This window comes from Pararhizobium sp. A13 (assembly GCF_040126305.1).
In the GTDB taxonomy this organism is placed as follows: Bacteria; Pseudomonadota; Alphaproteobacteria; order Rhizobiales; family Rhizobiaceae; genus Pararhizobium.
The window spans coordinates 913,597-929,591 of record NZ_CP149510.1 but is presented as its reverse complement, the minus strand read 5'-3'; the positions used below and the strand labels follow the sequence as shown (position 1 = coordinate 929,591).

Sequence of the window (15,995 nt, the reverse complement as noted above, 5' to 3'; positions counted from 1 at the left end):
CCCGCCAACTGAGCCCGGCACCTCCCCTGGTGCCGGGTTTTTTCATGGTTGATCGGTTGCCAGTGCTCCGGTTGCTTGCGGCTCCGTAGCGGAGCTCGCATATCGGGTTTCCGGCCAGCCGGCAGCGTTGATGGTGAAGAGAATGCCGTTGCGGGCGAAATGGGTGGCGACCGCCAGGGCGAACCAGGCGCCAAGCGCCAGCCCGGCGATCACGTCGCTTGGGTAATGGGCGCCAACGATCACCCGCGCCAGCCCGACCCAGATGCCGGCGATGAGAAGTGGTGCACGCAGCGACGGCATCAGCAAGGCCAGCGCCACGAAAAGCGCCGCTGCGGTCGTCGCATGGCCGGAGGGAAAACTTTCATAGGCGGCATTGTTGGCGAAGGGTGAAAAGCTCAAAATCCCCTCCTGCTCGAAGAATTGCGGCCGGGCGCGGCCGATCACCCGCTTCAGGACATTGGCAGCAAGGCCGGATAGGGCAACCGTGAGAAAGACATAGGCCGCCGCCGCCGTGAGCATCTGTGCCACGGCAGCCGCCTTGCCCGATGCGCTTTTCCTCAGTGTGGCAAATCCTGCGAGGAATACGTAGCCGGCAATGCACAGGATCCAGCCGGATTTGCCGACATGGGTAAATGTCTGCCCGAATTCGATCGCCAGCTCAGGGAAGCGCCCGGCGGCGGCAACGCAGGTGTCGAAAAGTGTGAAGGCAATGAAGATGAGGTTCAGGCAACAGAAATGATAGAGCGGATTGATAAGGGCCAGACACCGGGTTTCGGCCGATCTCGGCCTTATCCCGCAAGCCGCGAGCAATGTGTCCATGATCCCGATACGCCCCCGTCCGCCGGCCTTGCTGCCGCGGAGGGTTTATTATCGCCGTGTTACAGCGAGATCACATCTGTTTGACCGATATGCAACAAGGCGCCGATGTTGCATCACGGCGACACTTTCGGCCGCGGCCAACCCTTCTCGTCCAGCCGGAAAAGCCAGTTCTGCCGCGCAAAGACGAAGGCAATCATCAGGGCGACCCAGAGACCAAGCAGCAGCCCGGCCGCCACGTCGCTCGGATAATGGGCGCCGACAACGACACGGGTGATACCGATCGTCAGTGCGCCGAGCGCGAAGAGGACGCGCAGGCGAGGCGCGAGCATGGCAAAGGCGCCGAAGAACGAGCCGACCGCCGCCGAATGGCCGGAGGGAAAACTCTCGAACAGCCCATCATGCGCAAAGGGCGTCAGGCTATAGGCGCCATACTCCAGGAACAGCTCCGGTCGCGCCCGCCCGATCACGAATTTGAGGAAATGCACCAGCGCGCTGGCGCTGCCGATCGTCACGAGGAAATAGAGCGCCAGCCGCCACGCGGTCTTCGTTTTCGAGGAAAACCCGGCGCTGCGGAAAACCCGGTGCAGGATATAGGCGATGATGGCGATCGAGCCGGAGCCATAGATCATCCAGGCGAACGTGCCGAAATCGGTGATCCGCTCGTTGAAGGCGACAATCGCGGGCGGCAGGGCCTGCGCGCGTTGGGAGATGAGGCCGTCGAAGGGCAATAGTGCGGCGACCAGAATGATCGTCGCCAGCAGCAGCCAGAGGGATGAGGAGAGCGGCCGGTTCATGAATTGCCTTTCCCGAGGACCGGGTGTTTTACGCGGCGCTCCCCTCCTCTCCGTCATCCTCGCCCTTGTGGCGGGGATCCAGCAGCGGCGCGTCTGCGCCGCTAAAGACTCTTTCACGCGACAGACGTCGCGCGGCTGGATTCCTGTGACAAGCACAGGAATGACGGAGTTAGGGAAGCGTCTCCTGGAAAGCTGTGGTTCTCTTGATGAATAATCAAGCCCAGCAAACAAAGCGGCACCCGAACCTTCAGGATTCGGGTGCCGTTCCATACAGTTGATACTGACGCAAGGCCTTACGCCGAAAGCGCCTTGAACTCGGCCAAAATCGCATCGCCCATCTCGGTTGTGCCGACCTTGCGGGCGCCGTCGGCCATGATGTCGCCGGTGCGGATGCCCTTGTCGAGCACGTTGGCGATCGCCTTCTCCAGATTGTCGGCTTCCGTCACCAGGTTGAAGGAATAACGCAGGCACATGGCAAACGAGGCGATCATGGCGATCGGGTTGGCGATGCCCTTGCCGGCAATGTCCGGCGCCGAGCCGTGGACCGGCTCGTACAGCGCCTTGCGCTTGCCGGTCTTGGCATCCGGAGCGCCGAGCGAAGCCGACGGCAGCATGCCGAGCGAGCCGGTCAGCATGGCGGCAACGTCCGACAGCATGTCGCCGAACAGGTTGTCGGTGACGATCACGTCGAACTGCTTTGGCGCACGGACCAGCTGCATGCCGCCAGCGTCTGCCAGCATGTGTTCCAGTTGCACGTCGGAATATTTGGCCTTGTGCGTCGCCGTCACCACCTGGTTCCAGAGCACGCCCGACTTCATGACGTTGCGCTTCTCCATCGAGCAGACGCGGTTCTGCCGGGTCCGTGCCAGTTCGAAGGCGACGCCGGCGATGCGCTCGATCTCGTAGGTGTCATAGACCTGCGTGTCGATGCCGCGCTTCTGGCCATTGCCGAGATCGATGATCTCTTTCGGTTCGCCGAAATAGACGCCACCGGTCAGTTCGCGCACGATCAGGATATCGAGGCCTTCGACCAGCTCGGCCTTCAGCGAAGAAGCATTGGCCAGCGCCGGGTAGCAGATCGCCGGGCGCAGGTTGGCAAACAGTTCCATATCCTTGCGCAGGCGCAGCAGGCCGGCTTCCGGGCGCACTTCATAGGGAACGTCATCCCACTTCGGGCCGCCGACGGCGCCGAACAGAACGGCGTCCGCCGCCATCGCCTTTGCCATGTCCGCGTCGGAAATCGCCGCGCCATGGGCGTCGTAGGCGCTGCCGCCGACCAGACCTTCGTCCGTGGTGAAGCCGCCCCCCATCTCGGCGTTCATATGGGCGATGATTTTGCGGACTTCCGCCATGGCTTCGGGGCCGATGCCGTCGCCGGGGAGAAGGAAAAGACTGCGCACTGTCATGGGGCATTCCTTTTAAGTCGAAGGGTGGGCTTGTCAGATGTTGGCGCGTTCTTAACGCAACTTCCGTTCAAGGAAAATGCGGTTTTGGAAAGAATTGTGCGCAGAATTCAGTTCCTGCCGGAACAGGCGCTGCTAGCTGGAGCGTGGGATTCTGCCTTGGCCGGGCATGTCTTCCGGTTCTGCCGATGGAAAGAACCATGCGCAAACTGATCCGATCCGTTTCCGCAACCTTGCGGGCCACACTGGACATGCTTCTCTTTGCCGGAAAATCCAAATCCTGAAGTTTAGCAAATCCTGTTCCATCCGGAACAGCGCGGGCGCCTGGGGCGTGGAATAGTCGGGTCACTGGATGAGGGAGGCTCATCCAAACAAGATCTCAAGGAGAGACCCATATGCGCAAGTTCGTTTTGACCGCCGCTGTCGCTGCCATCACTGCTGTTTCCTTCGCCGCCCCGTCGCAGGCCGGCTATTACAGCGACGACTGCCAGCCCTATTGCTTCATCAAGAAGGTCAAGACCTACGACTATTACGGCAACGTGATCATCAAGAAGATCCGCGTCTGCGAATAAGCGCCGCTGTTTCTGACTTCCTCCCTGAAAACCCGGCTGTCCCTGCAGCCGGGTTTTTGGTGTTTTGGGAGGCCAGTTTTGGTTCACCTCATTATCGGCCTTGTGCCGGTAATCCAGTCACGCGATGTCGATCGCGTGAAAAGAGTCTTTTGCGCCCAAGGACTTGGGCGCGCTGGATACCCGCCACAAGGCGGCTATGAGGAGCATTCAAAACCCTGCCCGTTGGCTCACGTAAATTCAAGACTTGATGAAGTCCAGAACATCAGCGTTGAAGCGGTCCGGCTCGACCTGGGCAAGACCATGGCCGCTGCCCTTGTAGACATTGAGCGTACCAATCTTCACAATCTTCACGGCCTTTTCGGCAGCAGCGGCGATCGGCACGATCTGGTCGTCATCGCCATGGATGAAGAGGGTCGGAACGTCGATCTTCTTCAGGTCCTCGGTGTAGTCGACCTCGGAGAATTCGTGGATGCAATCATGGTGGCCCTTGATGCCGCCCATCATGCCCTGCAGCCAGAAGCTTTCGCGCAGGCCGGCATTGACCGTCGCGCCGTCGCGGTTGAAGCCGTAGAACGGCATGGTCAGATTGAGGAAGAAGTTCGACCGATCTTCGGCCGTGCCCTTGCGGATGCCGTCGAAGGCCTCGATCGGCGTGCCTTCCGGGTTGGCGTCCGTTTTCAGCATCAGCGGCGGCACGGCGCCGACCAGCACGACCTTGGCAACGCGGCGCGTGCCGTGGCGGCCGATATAGTGGGCGACTTCGCCGCCGCCGGTCGAATGGCCGATCATGATCAGGTCCTTGAGGTCGAGCTTTTCGATCAGCCCGGCCAGATCATCGGCATACTGGTCCATATTGTTGCCGTCCCAGGGCTGGGAGGAACGGCCGTGGCCGCGGCGGTCATGGGCGATGACGCGGTAGCCGTTCTGACCGAAGAACAGCATCTGCGCTTCCCAGGCGTCGCCCGAAAGCGGCCATCCATGCGAAAACAGGATCGGCTGACCGCTGCCCCAGTCCTTGTAGAAGATTTCAGTTCCGTCCTTGGTGGTGATCGTAGCCATCTCTTGCGGTTCCTTCGTGCTGCGGGGAGGGCCACGCCGTGCGGCCCGGGGTGAAATGCGGATTGCCAAAAAATGTTTGCCGTCTCGAATTGCCAGTCGTCCGAACAAGGCGCCGCCCCCCCCCCAACAGAACAAAAATCACGTCGTTCTTGCGGGTGCCGCTTCTGCCTGGATCGGCATCGATTAAGAATGAAATAATGAAACACGTTCAAAGCATTGCAGCGCCGTGACGCATCGCGTTCGACGCTCTGGACGTCAGACACTTTAATCTGATCGACAGGCTTTTAAACCCGGCATTTCTTATAGTCTTCGAAGTAGCGCGCCGTTATGTCGCCAGCGCGAACCAGGCCCCTTCGGCGATTTTCCGACGTGAAATTTCATCCCCGCTGATCCCCGTCCCGAAAACCTGTGCCGTGATCATGGCGTCCTGTCGCGGATACACCGCAAGACGTTTGCGGCGAGGCAGGGCTGGCGCTCCACGGGAAACCTCGTGGCTTCGATGAGGAGGCTGCGAACGTCAGGCGGACCGGAAGGAGAGCCCCCGGAAAATGGATCCCCTCCGTCCTTCTGGGGCGGGCGTGCCTGTGGGGCACACATGTCGGGATGGGAAGCGTGACGTACCGGAGCTGTGATGCTGAATGCCGGCACCGGAGACCTGCGACACGACGATCGTCCCGAGGCGATCGCCGCTGTCTGGGCAAGGCCGCCAGGTTTGGAATGCTTTTGTGCGTTCGCGAAATGCCTGATGCAGAGATCGACGAGATGCTGGATTTTTTCGCCAATACCATCGAACTCGCGACGCCTGAAATGGTTGCGCAACACCTGGCGCAGGCGAAGACCGACGACGAGCGCGAGATGGTCGCGTTCCGGCGCAGCGTGTTTCTCTGCCATCATCGGGAACTGGCAAAAGCTGGGCTGGGCGAGCCCTTGGGTCCGCCCTTCGTGGAGGGGTGACGGTCGTCAGCCCCGAAAGGCGGTGACTTCGATCTCGATCAGCATTTCCGGGCGGATCAGGTCGCAAACCACCATGGTCGCCGCCGGACGGATATCGCCGAAGACCTCGCCCAGAATCGGGAACACGACATCGGCAAAGGCGGCATCGGTGACGTAGTAATGATTGCGCACCACGTCCTTCAGCGAAAATCCGGCATCCGTCAGCGCCCTCTCGATCGTCTTCAGGCAGTTGCGGGTCTGCTCTTCCACCGTCTGCGGCATGGTCATGGTGGCATAGTCATAGCCGGTCGTGCCGGAAACGAAGCACCAGTCGCCCTGTACCAAAGCGCGCGAATAGCCCGCCGTCTTTTCAAACGGCGAGCCGGACGAGATCAGTTTGCGCTGGCTTGGCATCAGGCCTTACGCCCAGGGATGCGAAGCGGCGTTGGCCTTCTCGAATGTGTCGATGGCGGAGGCCTTTTCCAGTGTCAGGCCGATATCGTCGAGGCCGTTCAGCATGCAGTGACGCTTGAATTCATCGAGCTCGAAGGTGATCTTGCCGCCGTCCGGCCCGGTGATTTCGCAGGCTTCCAGATCGACCGTCAGGATGGCGTTGGAGCCGCGGCTGGCGTCATCCATCAGCTTTTCCAGGTCTTCCGGCGAGACCACGACCGGCAGGATGCCGTTCTTGAAACAGTTGTTGTAGAAGATGTCGGCGAACGAGGTCGAGATGACGCAGCGGATACCGAAGTCAAGGAGTGCCCAGGGCGCATGTTCGCGCGAGGAGCCGCAGCCGAAATTGTCGCCGGCAACCAGGATCTTGGCGTTCTGGTAGGCGGGCTTGTTGAGCACGAAATCCGGATTGACGGAGCCGTCCTCGTTGTAGCGGGCCTCGGCGAACAGTCCCGTGCCAAGGCCGGTGCGCTTGATCGTCTTCAGGTAATCCTTCGGAATGATCATGTCCGTGTCGATATTGACGACGGGAAGGGGCGCGGCAACGCCGGTGAGCTTGACGAATTTGTCCATGGCAATGGCCTTCGATTTCAACGGGACGGAAAAATTTCCGCCCAGCGTTTAGAGCAATTTTGCGCCGAAATGAAGGAAAATCTCGTGGCAGAGGGCCGGAAAGTCGGCTTTCCGCCCTTAGAGATCGATGATCGTGCCGCGTCCGTCGTTCCAGATGCGCGGTTCACGCTCCTGCCGTCCCGCTGTGCGGCCTGCTGCCGCGCGCACCGGCTTCGGCGAAAGCCGCGCGGAAATGGCGCTGCCGATAACGAGCACGGTCGCGATGCCGGCGAGCGCCAGGCCGAGCGAAGCCGTGAAGACCAGCGCCATCAGCGTGAACGCGATGCCGGCGGCCGTGAGCAGGAGGGAGCGAATGCTTTGCATGATCGTACCTTTCGTTACCTGAAATGTGGGGCCGCCCGCCCCGCCTTGCAAGACCTTCTCTGGTATTGCGCGGCGGATGACATGTCTGCCTTGCGAAAAAGGCGAAAGCCGGGCACAAAAGCCGCATGAATTCAGTTGCCGATCGCCATCCCGTCCGCCTGCGCCGTTCGGTGCTCTGCGTGCCCGCCGACAATGCCCGCGCGCTTGCCAAGGTCGCGACCCTTGCCTGTGACGCCGTGATCTACGATCTCGAGGATGCCGTTTCCGTCGACGACAAGGCCGCCGCCCGCCGGACGCTTGCCGATCACCTCGCCCGCAAACGGCGCAGCGATATCGAGGTGATCGTCCGCATCAACGGCCTGAAAACCCCCTTCGGCGAAAAGGATCTGGCAGCGATGCTGGCGCTTTCGCCCGACGCCATCCTGCTGCCCAAGGTGGAGAGCCCCCAGGATATCCTGGCGGTCGCGGACATGCTGTCGGAAAACGACGCGCCGGATGCCCTGCGTCTCTGGGCGATGATCGAGACCCCGCACGGGGTGCTCAATGCCGCTGCGATCGCCGAGACCGGCCGCACGCGCGGCGGCAGGCTCGATTGTTTCGTGCCCGGGCTGAACGATCTGCGCAAGGAAACCGGCGTGCCCGCTTTGCCCGGCCGCACCTATCTCGTGCCCTGGCTGATGCAGATCCTGCTTGCCGGCCGCAGTTGCGGTCTCGATGTCATCGATGCCGTCTTCAACGATTTTCGCGATACGGCCGGCTTCGCTGCGGAATGCGCGCAAGGCCGCGACATGGGTTTCGATGGCAAGATGCTGATCCACCCGGCCCAGATCGGCCCGGCTAACGATCATTTCGGTGTCGACGAAGCCGACGTCACTGAAGCCAGATCCATCATCGATGCCTTCGCGCTCCCGGAAAACCGCGACAAGGGCGTCATCAATCTCAATGGCCTGATGGTCGAGCGCCTGCATCTCGAGCAGGCCCTGCGCCTCGCCGCCAAGGCAGAGGCCATTCAGCATAAAAGGACGTGAAGTATGAAACTCTACCGTTTCCTGACCGGCACCGACGATGCCGCTTTCTGCCACCGCGTCACCGACGCCCTCAACAAGGGCTGGTCGCTGCACGGCTCGCCCGCGCTTTCCTTCAACAGCCAGACGGGCCGGCCGATGACCGGACAGGCGATCGTCAAGGACGTCGACGGCAAGGACTATCACCCGGACATGAAACTTTCCGAGCAGTGAAATGAAAAAGCGCCGCGCATCATTTGATACGCGGCGCTTTCCTTGGGTCTTTCGGGCGGTTTAACCGCCCACATGCTCGACGCTTGCCTCGATCCGCTCCATGTCGTCGTCGGACAGGCCGAAATGGTGGCCGATCTCGTGGATCAGCACATGGGTGACGATGTCGCCCAGCGTCTCCTCGTTTTCCGCCCAGTAGTCGAGGATCGGCCGGCGATAGAGCGTGATCCGGTTCGGCACCTGGCCGGTTTCCATGCTGAAGCGCTCGCCGATGCCGCGTCCTTCGAACAGGCCCAAGAGGTCAAAGGGCGTTTCCAGCGCCATGTCCTCGAAAACGTCCTCGCTCGGAAAGTCGTCGATCTCGATGGTGAGGTTGGTGGCAAGCGCCCGGAATTCCTCCGGCAGATGGCTATAGGCCTCCAGTGCCAGGGATTCGAATGTGCTGATTGTCGGCGCGTGGCGTTCACGCCAATCATCGGTCTGGTCTATGCGGGCCATGGGCACTCCTTATTACCCCTTGATATAGCCATTTCATGAGCGTTTTTCGAGGGTTGAATTTGGATGCCTCCTGTCAAGGAATAAATTCTTATAAATTGTCGTTGACTCTTCCCTGAAGCTCTGGAATCAATAAGAACATAACAGGAACAATATGGATTGGAGTAACGTCATGGCGCAGACGCCCATGGCGCGTGAGCAGCTTTTTGCGCTCCGTGAAGAGATAGCAAGGCTGGAAGGCAAACCGGTCCCTGCCCTGACAGCCGCCAGACAGGAGGCTTTGGCTGAACGTGGCGGCGCGGGCAAGGAAAAGCATCGTCTGCCGCTCGGCGTGACGGTGCTCGATGAGGCCCTGGACGGCGGCTTGCCGCTTGATGGACTGTCGGAAATCCGCTCGCAATGTCTGCGCGATGCGACCGCCTCGGCCGGCTTTGCCCTGGCACTTTCCGCCCTCATTCAAAAACAGGCGGTGGATGATCTCGCGCCGATCCTCTGGATCACCGACAGGGTCACGTCGATGGAGGCAGGCGTGCCCTATCCGTTGGGGCTCAAGGATTACGGCCTCGATCCGAAGCGCTTCCTCCATGCGGCACCGCGCAAATTGGACGAAGCCCTCTGGCTTGCCGAAACGGCGATGGAAAGCGGCGCCTTCGCCGTCACTCTGCTGGAGGTCAAAGGCAATCCGGCGCATTTTGGCCTGACCGAAAGCCGAAGGCTCGGTCTCAGGGCAAAGGCGGCGAGGCGGCCGCTCTTCCTGATGCGGCAATCCGGAGAAGAAGAGGCAAGCAGCGCTGCCCTTCGTTTTCTCGTGGAGCCGGCGCCCGCGGCAATCAGGCTTTTGCCGGACCGGTCGATGCTTGGCGGCAGCATCGGCAATCCGGTTTTCCGTCTCACCCTGGAGAAGAGCCGAAATCCGGCTCCCCTCTCCCTACTTCTGGAGTGGAACCCCCATGACCGTCAGTTTTCCCCCGCCCGCGAGCCAGAACATGCTCGGCCTCCGCGCAAGCGCGCAGCGCATTCTGGCCCTCGCCTTCCCGCACCTGCCAACCGACCGGATCGCCCGCAAGAAATGGGGGCTGTCCTGGCGTTCGATCAGGCGTCCTGAGGCCCATCCCCTCGTCTGCTCCGGGCGGCTCAACAATGCCATGCGATTGACGGCCCTTGACGAGGCCGCGGAAGCGATCGGCCTCAAGAAAAATCAGGGTGTTGCGGAAGCGCGGGCGATCTGTCCGGCGCTCGATGTCGTCGAGGAAGACTTGGGCGCCGATCGCCGCCTGCTCGATGGTATCGCCGACTGGTGCGACCGTTACACGCCCCTGGTGGCGCTCGACGGCCGGGACGGGCTGTTTCTCGATATCACCGGCTGCGCCCATCTCTTCGGCGGCGAGAAGGCGCTGCTCAAGGATATCCTGTCACGGCTCTTCCAGATGGGGATCGATGCGCGTGGCGCCATCTCGTCGGCGCCGGGCCTCTCCTGGGCGATCTCCCGCTTCGGCAGCGGCGGCGTCATTGCGGACGAGGAGATGGAGCATGTGCTTTCGCCCCTGCCGGTCGCTTCGCTGCGGCTGGAAGAGCAGACCATCGCCGCGCTGCAGAAGCTCGGACTGAAACAGGTCGGCGATCTCCTCCTTGCGCCACGGGCGCCTCTGGCCCGCCGTTTCGGAGCGCACCTGCTCTTGCGGCTCGATCAGGCGCTTGGCCGTGACGAAGAGCCCGTTTCACCGCGGCGGGCCGTCGCCAGCCTCTCCGCCGAACGCCGCCTCACTGACCCCATTCAGGCGGAGGAAGACATCCTGTATCTCACCGGGCAGATCGCCCTGTCGCTGAAAACCAGCCTGGAGGAGCGCGGCGCGGGCGGGCGCGCTTTCGAGCTCGTGCTGTTCCGGGTCGATGGCCGGGTCTTTCGCGTCGCGGCCGGCGCTTCGCAGCCGTTGCGGGATCCCAGGCGCATCGCTGCGCTCTTTTCCGAGCGTCTCCAGGCCGTTCATGACGACCTCGATGCCGGCTATGGCTTTGAAATCCTGCGGCTGAACGTCATGCGGCATGAAGCCTTCGATGCCGCGCAGGAGGATTTTGATGGCGACCGGCAAAAGGATGTTTCCCTTGCCAGCTTCGTCGATCGCGTTTCGGCCCGTCTCGGTGCCGATTGCCTGCAGAGTTTTCAGTTGCGCGAAAGCCACGTGCCGGAACGGGCGATGACTGCTGCTCCTGCCATCCGCACGCTGTCATCCGGCAAGAAGCCGGAGGCAAGCGGTTTCTCCTGGTCTCGCAGCGAACGGCCGCTCAGGCTTTTCTTAAGGCCGGAATCGGTGGAGGTCTCTTTGGCTGAAGTGCCCGAGGGGCCGCCCGACAGCTTCCGCTGGCGGCGCATGCTGCATCGCGTCTCCCGCAGCCAGGGGCCGGAGCGGCTTGCCATGGAATGGTGGATCGATGGCACTGACGCCCGGGCGCGGGATTATTTCCGCATCGAGGACGACACCGGCCATCGCTTCTGGATCTACCGCGAAGGCCTCTACGGCCAGCTGCCGCCGCCGCGCTGGTTCATGCATGGGGTTTTCGCATGAGCACCGCACCGCAATTTTTCGAGATCGGCGCCCGGACGAATTTCTCCTTCCTCGAAGGCGCGTCCAAGCCGGAGGAAATGGTGACGCAGGCCGCGTTGCTGAAGCTCGCGGGTCTCGGGATCGCCGACCGGAATTCGGTCGCAGGCGTGGTCCGGGCTCATGCGCAGGTCAGGGCGCTGGAGGAAGACTATGAAAAGATCGTCGCAGAAAACCGGGAGCGTCGCGAAAAGGGAGACGCGGAGAAGGAACCTTTGAAGCCGGTTCCCTTTCAACCGGGCGCAAGGCTGGTCTTTTCCGATGGCACGCCGGATATCCTCGCCTTCCCGCAAAACAGAAAGGGCTGGGCCCATCTCTGCCGCCTGCTGAGTGCCGGAAACCTGAGAACCCAAAAAGGGTCGTGCATCCTGAAGGAAGCAGACCTGATCGAATGGGGAGACGAGATGATGCTTGCCCTCATCCCCACCCCATCCTTGCTGGACGATGCCGGTGCGCAGGAAAAGCTGGAAGACTGCCTTGAGCGCCTGAGGAAACGCTTTCGCGACAAACTCCATCTGGTGCTTTCCCCGTCCTATGATGGCCGGGATGCCCAGGTTTTCGCCGCGTTCTCGATGCTGGCTGCCCGCAACCGCGTCCCGCTGATGGCCAGCAACCAGCCGCTCTATCACCACCCCTCCCGCCGTCCCCTGTCCGACATCGTCACCGCCATCCGTGAGCATGTGACGATTACGGAGGCCGGTTTCCGGTTGGCGCCCAATGCCGAGCGTTATCTCAAGCACGGGCGCGAGATGGCGCGCCTGTTTCGGGACTACCCAAAGGCGGTCGCCAATACCGAAAAGTTCTTCGGGAGCCTGTCCTTCTCGCTGGATGAGCTCAGCCACAATTATCCGGATGAAGGCGTCGAGGGGGAAACGCCGTCGCAGACGCTGGCGCGCCTGACCTGGGAAGGCGCGCGCGACCGGTATCGAAAGGGCCTTCCTGAGAAGGTCTCCAAGCAGATCGACTATGAGCTCGATCTCATCAAGCAGATGAAATACGAGCATTATTTTCTGACGGTGCGCAACATCGTCCATCACGCCCGCTACACGCTGAAAATCCTCTGCCAGGGACGCGGGTCCGCCGCCAATTCCGTCATCTGTTTCTGCCTCGGCATCACGGAAGTCGATCCCACCATAACGACGCTTCTGTTCGAGCGGTTCATCTCGACGGAGCGCAATGAACCGCCGGATATCGATGTAGATTTCGAGCATGAGCGCCGCGAGGAGGTCATTCAGTTCATCTATGAAAAATACGGCATCGAGCATGCCGGCCTGACGGCGGCGGTGACGAGCTACCGGGCGCGATCCGCCGGCCGCGAGGTGGCCAAGGCGTTCGGCCTGTCGGAAGATGTGCAATCGGCCCTCGCCAGCACGGTCTGGGGCTGGTCGGCGGCGGATCTGACGGAACGCGAGGCGAAGGCCGCCGGCCTCGATCTCTCCGACCGGACGACGACGGATGTTCTCAAATACGCGACCGAACTGATGAGCTTTCCGCGGCACCTCACCCAGCATGTCGGCGGCTTCGTCATCACGCGGGACCGGCTGGACGAGGTCATGCCGATCATGCCGACGGCGATGCCCAAGCGCTATATGGTCGAATGGGACAAGGACGATCTGGATACAATCGGCATCCTGAAGATCGACATCCTCGCTCTCGGCATGCTCACGTGCCTAAGGAAGGCCTTTGACCTCCTGGAATCGCACTATGATCGCCAGGTCACGCTTGGCGGCTTCGGCGACATGACCGACAAGGCGGTCTACGCGATGATCTGCCGGGCGGATACGATCGGCGTCTTCCAGGTCGAAAGCCGGGCCCAGATGAGTATGCTGCCGCGGCTCAGGCCCGAAAGATTCTACGATCTCGTCGTGGAGGTGGCGATCGTCCGGCCTGGACCCATCCAGGGAAACATGGTCCATCCCTATCTCAAACGGCGGGAGGATCAGCGCAACAACAGGCCCATCGACTATCAGAAGCCGGAGCTCAAGGCGGTCCTGGAAAGAACGCTCGGCGTTCCGCTCTTTCAGGAGCAGGCGATGCAGATCGCCATTACCGCCGCAGGCTTCCCTCCCGCCAAAGCCGACAGGTTGCGGCGCTCGATGGCGACGTTCAAGCGGTCGGGGCAGGTCAATTCCTTCAAGAAGGATATGATCGACGGCATGGTCGGGAACGGTTACCCCCGCGACTTTGCCGAACGCTGCTTCAGCCAGATCGAAGGCTTTGGCGAATACGGTTTTCCGGAAAGCCACGCGGCCTCCTTTGCCCTGCTCGTCTACGCCTCCTCCTGGGTCAAGGCCTATTACCCCGACGTTTTCTGCGCGGCATTGCTGAATTCGCAGCCGATGGGATTTTATGCGCCCGCGCAGCTGGTTCGCGACGCACGCGAGCACGGGGTCGAAGTGCGCCCCGTCGATATCAATCATTCCGAATGGAATTGTCTTTTGGAAGATACCGCCTTCGACAGAGACGCGATCGACCAGCGCCATCTCTCGATGCGGCATATCGTCAGGACGAAGAGGGCGGTGCGCCTTGGTTTCCGGCAGGTCAAGGGTCTTTCGGAACCGGATATGGAAGGGCTCGTCAAGAGCCGTGGCCAGAGCTACAACTCCGTGCGCGATCTCTGGCTGCGGTCCGGGCTGCAGAAATCCGATATCGAGCGGTTGGCGGATGCCGATGCCTTCCGGTCGATCGGGCTTTCGCGGCGCGAAGCGCTCTGGGCCGTGCGGGCGCTGGACGCAAAGAGTGCCGCGGAAAAGCTGCCCTTGTTCGATCGCGCGGACCGTGCCGATCTTCAGGTCGAGCCGGAAACCCACCTACCGGAAATGCTGCCGGGCGAGCAGGTGATCGAAGACTATCGCTATCTTTCCCTATCCCTGAAGGCGCATCCGGCTTCCTTCCTGCGCGATGAATTCACGAAGAAGGGTATCCTCAAGAACAGGGACCTTCTGACGGTGCCGAACGGTGAGAAGGTCACCATCGCCGGGCTCGTGTTGGTGCGCCAGCGGCCGGGCTCCGCCAAGGGCGTGATCTTCATGACGCTGGAGGACGAAACGGGTGTTGCCAATGCCATCGTCTGGAACAAGATATTCGACCGCTACCGGTCCATCGTCATGGGCGCCCGGCTGGTGAAGATCAGGGGCAAGCTCCAGAGCGAAAGCGGGGTGATCCACGTCGTGGTCGACCATATTGAGGATATGACATCGATGCTCGGCCTGCTGCAACGCGAGGCCCGTCATTTTGGTGTGTCAGAGCGGGCAGACCAAGCGCTGCGCCCGACCGCTGACCGTCGGCAGAAGAAGCGTTTGACTGTACCGGCCCATTCCGGGAAGGGCGATTTTGGGGAGACTGCCCGCACCGAGATCGTCGAGACCGCGAGCGTCATGCCAAAGGGGCGGAATTTTCATTAGCCCAGACAGGAGGATCCACCCCGCAGTTATCGGCAAATTGGGGGCAGGCGAGACCGACGCGCAGATCAGAGCTCGCTTGTAACAAAATTTGTTCGGCATTTTTGGCGGTCAAGAAATTTTGAAGACGATCGGGAAGGGCAGTCCAGTCTCTCCTGATCAAGATTAAGTCAATGAAAATTCGATATTTTTGATCAAGTTTAGAATCGATCTAATATTCTAGGTGCAAAATACCGAGCAGAATTTTTTGTTGACAGTAAATATCCGCTTTTGCTTTATGAAGAAATTCAGTGCGTTGCGTATCACGGGCAGGCGAGATGCTGGTTTGTAGCTGCAATTTCATCACCGACAAGGACATCGAGGACACCATCATCGGGCTCCTCGATGAGGACTGTTGGCAGCTGATCGTTCCTGCAAAGGTTTACCACGCGATGGAAAAGCGCGGCCGTTGCTGCGGCTGTTTCCCCAATGTCGTCGACATCATCATCCGCACCACCGAGCAATATCATGCCAGCCGCCCCTCGACGGATGACCAGATATTTGATTTCATGACCCGCCTCAAACAATTCCACGAAGAAAACAGGAGAGCGGATCTTGAAAGGCGACATAAAAGTCATCGAGCGGCTTAACGAAGCCCTTTTCCTCGAGCTCGGTGCGGTCAATCAATACTGGGTTCACTATCGCCTTCTTGAGGACTGGGGCTATACGCTTCTCGCCAAGAAGGAGCGGGCTGAATCGATCGAGGAAATGCACCATGCGGACAAGCTGATCGCCCGCATCATCTTCCTCGAAGGCCATCCCAACCTGCAGACGGTTGCGCCGCTGCGCATCGGCCAGAACGTCAAGGAAGTGCTGGAAGCCGACCTTGCCGGTGAATACGACGCCCGCACGGCCTACAAGAGCTCCCGCGATATCTGTCATGGCGCGGGCGACTATGTTTCCATGAGACTGTTCGAAGAGCTGCTTTCGGACGAGGAGAGTCACATCGACTTCCTCGAAACCCAGCTCGATCTCTTCAACAAGATCGGTGCCGAGAAATACGGCCAGCTCAACGCCGCGCCGGCAAACGAAGCCGAATAAGGTTCCGTTTCCAACAGCAACCCGCTTCGGTTCCCGGAGCGGGTATTTTTATGCGTCAAGATCCGGGTTGGCGACGCGGGCAGCGATGAATGGCTCATCGCCTTTTGGGGCGGCGGGGCGCTGCAACCGGCGTGGAAACCGAATGCCCGCGAGTGCGCCGGGGCAGTCGCCCCTAAAGGGGAGCGCCAAAAATGATCACTGCAGACAACAAGATA

The 15,995-nt window shown here is 60.9% G+C and carries 17 protein-coding genes; 9 read left to right on the top strand and 8 right to left on the bottom strand.

Annotation, left to right across the window (positions count from 1 at the left end; all coding sequences use genetic code 11):
- Positions 1-42: 42 nt before the first annotated feature.
- The 3 genes from WI754_RS04435 to leuB all read right to left on the bottom strand — a co-directional run bounded on the left by WI754_RS04435 (position 43) and on the right by leuB (position 3,019).
- Positions 43-819 carry a phosphatase PAP2 family protein gene (locus tag WI754_RS04435; RefSeq protein WP_349436447.1) on the bottom strand — a complete coding sequence of 259 codons (777 nt, stop codon included), beginning with the start codon at positions 817-819 and terminating at the stop codon, positions 43-45.
- A 113-nt stretch (positions 820-932) separates the two neighbouring features.
- Positions 933-1,613, bottom strand: a complete 681-nt coding sequence (locus WI754_RS04430) for a phosphatase PAP2 family protein (RefSeq protein ID WP_349436446.1) — start codon at positions 1,611-1,613, stop codon at positions 933-935.
- 293 nt (positions 1,614-1,906) lie between these two features.
- Positions 1,907-3,019: a 3-isopropylmalate dehydrogenase gene (gene leuB / locus WI754_RS04425; protein ID WP_349436445.1), complete on the bottom strand. Its 1,113-nt coding sequence runs from the start codon at positions 3,017-3,019 to the stop codon at positions 1,907-1,909.
- A gap of 392 nt (positions 3,020-3,411) precedes the next feature.
- Between leuB and WI754_RS04420 the strand changes: the two genes are divergently transcribed.
- Positions 3,412-3,588 (top strand): hypothetical protein, encoded by a 177-nt coding sequence (locus WI754_RS04420; protein WP_018328377.1) that lies wholly within the window; start codon positions 3,412-3,414, stop codon positions 3,586-3,588.
- Between the two features lie 237 nt (positions 3,589-3,825).
- On the opposite strand, the gene WI754_RS04415 is transcribed toward WI754_RS04420, so the two are convergent.
- Positions 3,826-4,647, bottom strand: a complete 822-nt coding sequence (locus tag WI754_RS04415; RefSeq protein ID WP_349436444.1) for an alpha/beta hydrolase — start codon at positions 4,645-4,647, stop codon at positions 3,826-3,828.
- 738 nt (positions 4,648-5,385) lie between these two features.
- On the opposite strand from WI754_RS04415, the gene WI754_RS04410 reads away from it, so the two are divergent.
- Entirely contained in the window at positions 5,386-5,601 is a 216-nt protein-coding gene (locus tag WI754_RS04410; RefSeq protein WP_349436443.1) for a hypothetical protein, read from the top strand.
- A 6-nt stretch (positions 5,602-5,607) separates the two neighbouring features.
- On the opposite strand, the gene WI754_RS04405 is transcribed toward WI754_RS04410, so the two are convergent.
- The 3 genes from WI754_RS04405 to WI754_RS04395 all read right to left on the bottom strand — a co-directional run bounded on the left by WI754_RS04405 (position 5,608) and on the right by WI754_RS04395 (position 6,969).
- On the bottom strand, positions 5,608-5,994 hold the full coding sequence (locus WI754_RS04405; RefSeq protein ID WP_349436442.1) for a RidA family protein: 387 nt from the start codon (positions 5,992-5,994) through the stop codon (positions 5,608-5,610).
- A gap of 6 nt (positions 5,995-6,000) precedes the next feature.
- Positions 6,001-6,606 carry a 3-isopropylmalate dehydratase small subunit gene (gene leuD / locus WI754_RS04400; protein WP_349436441.1) on the bottom strand — a complete coding sequence of 202 codons (606 nt, stop codon included), beginning with the start codon at positions 6,604-6,606 and terminating at the stop codon, positions 6,001-6,003.
- A gap of 117 nt (positions 6,607-6,723) precedes the next feature.
- The gene (locus WI754_RS04395) at positions 6,724-6,969 is read right to left on the bottom strand and encodes a hypothetical protein (protein ID WP_349436439.1); all 246 of its coding nucleotides are present in this window, start codon (positions 6,967-6,969) and stop codon (positions 6,724-6,726) included.
- Between the two features lie 125 nt (positions 6,970-7,094).
- Between WI754_RS04395 and WI754_RS04390 the strand changes: the two genes are divergently transcribed.
- Together WI754_RS04390 and WI754_RS04385 are read left to right on the top strand one after the other, a co-directional pair.
- Entirely contained in the window at positions 7,095-7,997 is a 903-nt protein-coding gene (locus WI754_RS04390; RefSeq protein WP_349436438.1) for a CoA ester lyase, read from the top strand.
- Between the two features lie 3 nt (positions 7,998-8,000).
- Complete coding sequence (locus WI754_RS04385) at positions 8,001-8,207, top strand: DUF1737 domain-containing protein (protein WP_349436437.1); 207 nt, start codon at positions 8,001-8,003, stop codon at positions 8,205-8,207.
- Positions 8,208-8,267: 60 nt separating this feature from the next.
- On the opposite strand, the gene WI754_RS04380 is transcribed toward WI754_RS04385, so the two are convergent.
- Positions 8,268-8,702, bottom strand: a complete 435-nt coding sequence (locus WI754_RS04380) for a metallopeptidase family protein (RefSeq protein ID WP_349436436.1) — start codon at positions 8,700-8,702, stop codon at positions 8,268-8,270.
- A 169-nt stretch (positions 8,703-8,871) separates the two neighbouring features.
- Between WI754_RS04380 and WI754_RS04375 the strand changes: the two genes are divergently transcribed.
- From WI754_RS04375 to bfr, 5 genes are all read left to right on the top strand, one after another.
- Complete coding sequence (locus WI754_RS04375) at positions 8,872-9,804, top strand: hypothetical protein (RefSeq protein WP_349436435.1); 933 nt, start codon at positions 8,872-8,874, stop codon at positions 9,802-9,804.
- Between the two features lie 40 nt (positions 9,805-9,844).
- A complete protein-coding gene (locus WI754_RS04370; protein ID WP_349437726.1) occupies positions 9,845-11,263 on the top strand; it encodes a DNA polymerase Y family protein in 1,419 nt (472 codons plus the stop codon).
- On the top strand, positions 11,260-14,703 hold the full coding sequence (locus tag WI754_RS04365; protein ID WP_349436434.1) for an error-prone DNA polymerase: 3,444 nt from the start codon (positions 11,260-11,262) through the stop codon (positions 14,701-14,703). Before WI754_RS04370 ends, WI754_RS04365 begins: the two co-directional genes overlap by 4 nt.
- A 314-nt stretch (positions 14,704-15,017) precedes the next feature.
- Positions 15,018-15,329 carry a (2Fe-2S)-binding protein gene (locus tag WI754_RS04360; protein ID WP_349436433.1) on the top strand — a complete coding sequence of 104 codons (312 nt, stop codon included), beginning with the start codon at positions 15,018-15,020 and terminating at the stop codon, positions 15,327-15,329.
- Entirely contained in the window at positions 15,295-15,780 is a 486-nt protein-coding gene (gene bfr / locus WI754_RS04355; RefSeq protein WP_349436432.1) for a bacterioferritin, read from the top strand. The genes WI754_RS04360 and bfr overlap by 35 nt, the downstream gene beginning before the upstream one ends.
- The last annotated feature ends 215 nt before the right edge of the window (positions 15,781-15,995 follow it).

What these genes read in the sequence shown, in the direction of transcription:
- WI754_RS04405 (WP_349436442.1), bottom strand. Translation starts at nt 5,994, where the DNA reads ATGCCAAGCCAGCGCAAACTGATCTCGTCCGGCTCGCCGTTTGAAAAG.
- WI754_RS04385 (WP_349436437.1), top strand. Translation starts at nt 8,001, where the DNA reads ATGAAACTCTACCGTTTCCTGACCGGCACCGACGATGCCGCTTTCTGC.
- WI754_RS04430 (WP_349436446.1), bottom strand. Translation starts at nt 1,613, where the DNA reads ATGAACCGGCCGCTCTCCTCATCCCTCTGGCTGCTGCTGGCGACGATC.
- leuD (WP_349436441.1), bottom strand. Translation starts at nt 6,606, where the DNA reads ATGGACAAATTCGTCAAGCTCACCGGCGTTGCCGCGCCCCTTCCCGTC.
- WI754_RS04395 (WP_349436439.1), bottom strand. Translation starts at nt 6,969, where the DNA reads ATGCAAAGCATTCGCTCCCTCCTGCTCACGGCCGCCGGCATCGCGTTC.
- WI754_RS04410 (WP_349436443.1), top strand. Translation starts at nt 5,386, where the DNA reads ATGCCTGATGCAGAGATCGACGAGATGCTGGATTTTTTCGCCAATACC.
- WI754_RS04435 (WP_349436447.1), bottom strand. Translation starts at nt 819, where the DNA reads ATGGACACATTGCTCGCGGCTTGCGGGATAAGGCCGAGATCGGCCGAA.
- WI754_RS04360 (WP_349436433.1), top strand. Translation starts at nt 15,018, where the DNA reads ATGCTGGTTTGTAGCTGCAATTTCATCACCGACAAGGACATCGAGGAC.
- WI754_RS04420 (WP_018328377.1), top strand. Translation starts at nt 3,412, where the DNA reads ATGCGCAAGTTCGTTTTGACCGCCGCTGTCGCTGCCATCACTGCTGTT.
- WI754_RS04365 (WP_349436434.1), top strand. Translation starts at nt 11,260, where the DNA reads ATGAGCACCGCACCGCAATTTTTCGAGATCGGCGCCCGGACGAATTTC.
- WI754_RS04375 (WP_349436435.1), top strand. Translation starts at nt 8,872, where the DNA reads ATGGCGCAGACGCCCATGGCGCGTGAGCAGCTTTTTGCGCTCCGTGAA.
- WI754_RS04390 (WP_349436438.1), top strand. Translation starts at nt 7,095, where the DNA reads ATGAATTCAGTTGCCGATCGCCATCCCGTCCGCCTGCGCCGTTCGGTG.
- leuB (WP_349436445.1), bottom strand. Translation starts at nt 3,019, where the DNA reads ATGACAGTGCGCAGTCTTTTCCTTCTCCCCGGCGACGGCATCGGCCCC.
- WI754_RS04380 (WP_349436436.1), bottom strand. Translation starts at nt 8,702, where the DNA reads ATGGCCCGCATAGACCAGACCGATGATTGGCGTGAACGCCACGCGCCG.
- WI754_RS04370 (WP_349437726.1), top strand. Translation starts at nt 9,845, where the DNA reads ATGCGATTGACGGCCCTTGACGAGGCCGCGGAAGCGATCGGCCTCAAG.
- WI754_RS04415 (WP_349436444.1), bottom strand. Translation starts at nt 4,647, where the DNA reads ATGGCTACGATCACCACCAAGGACGGAACTGAAATCTTCTACAAGGAC.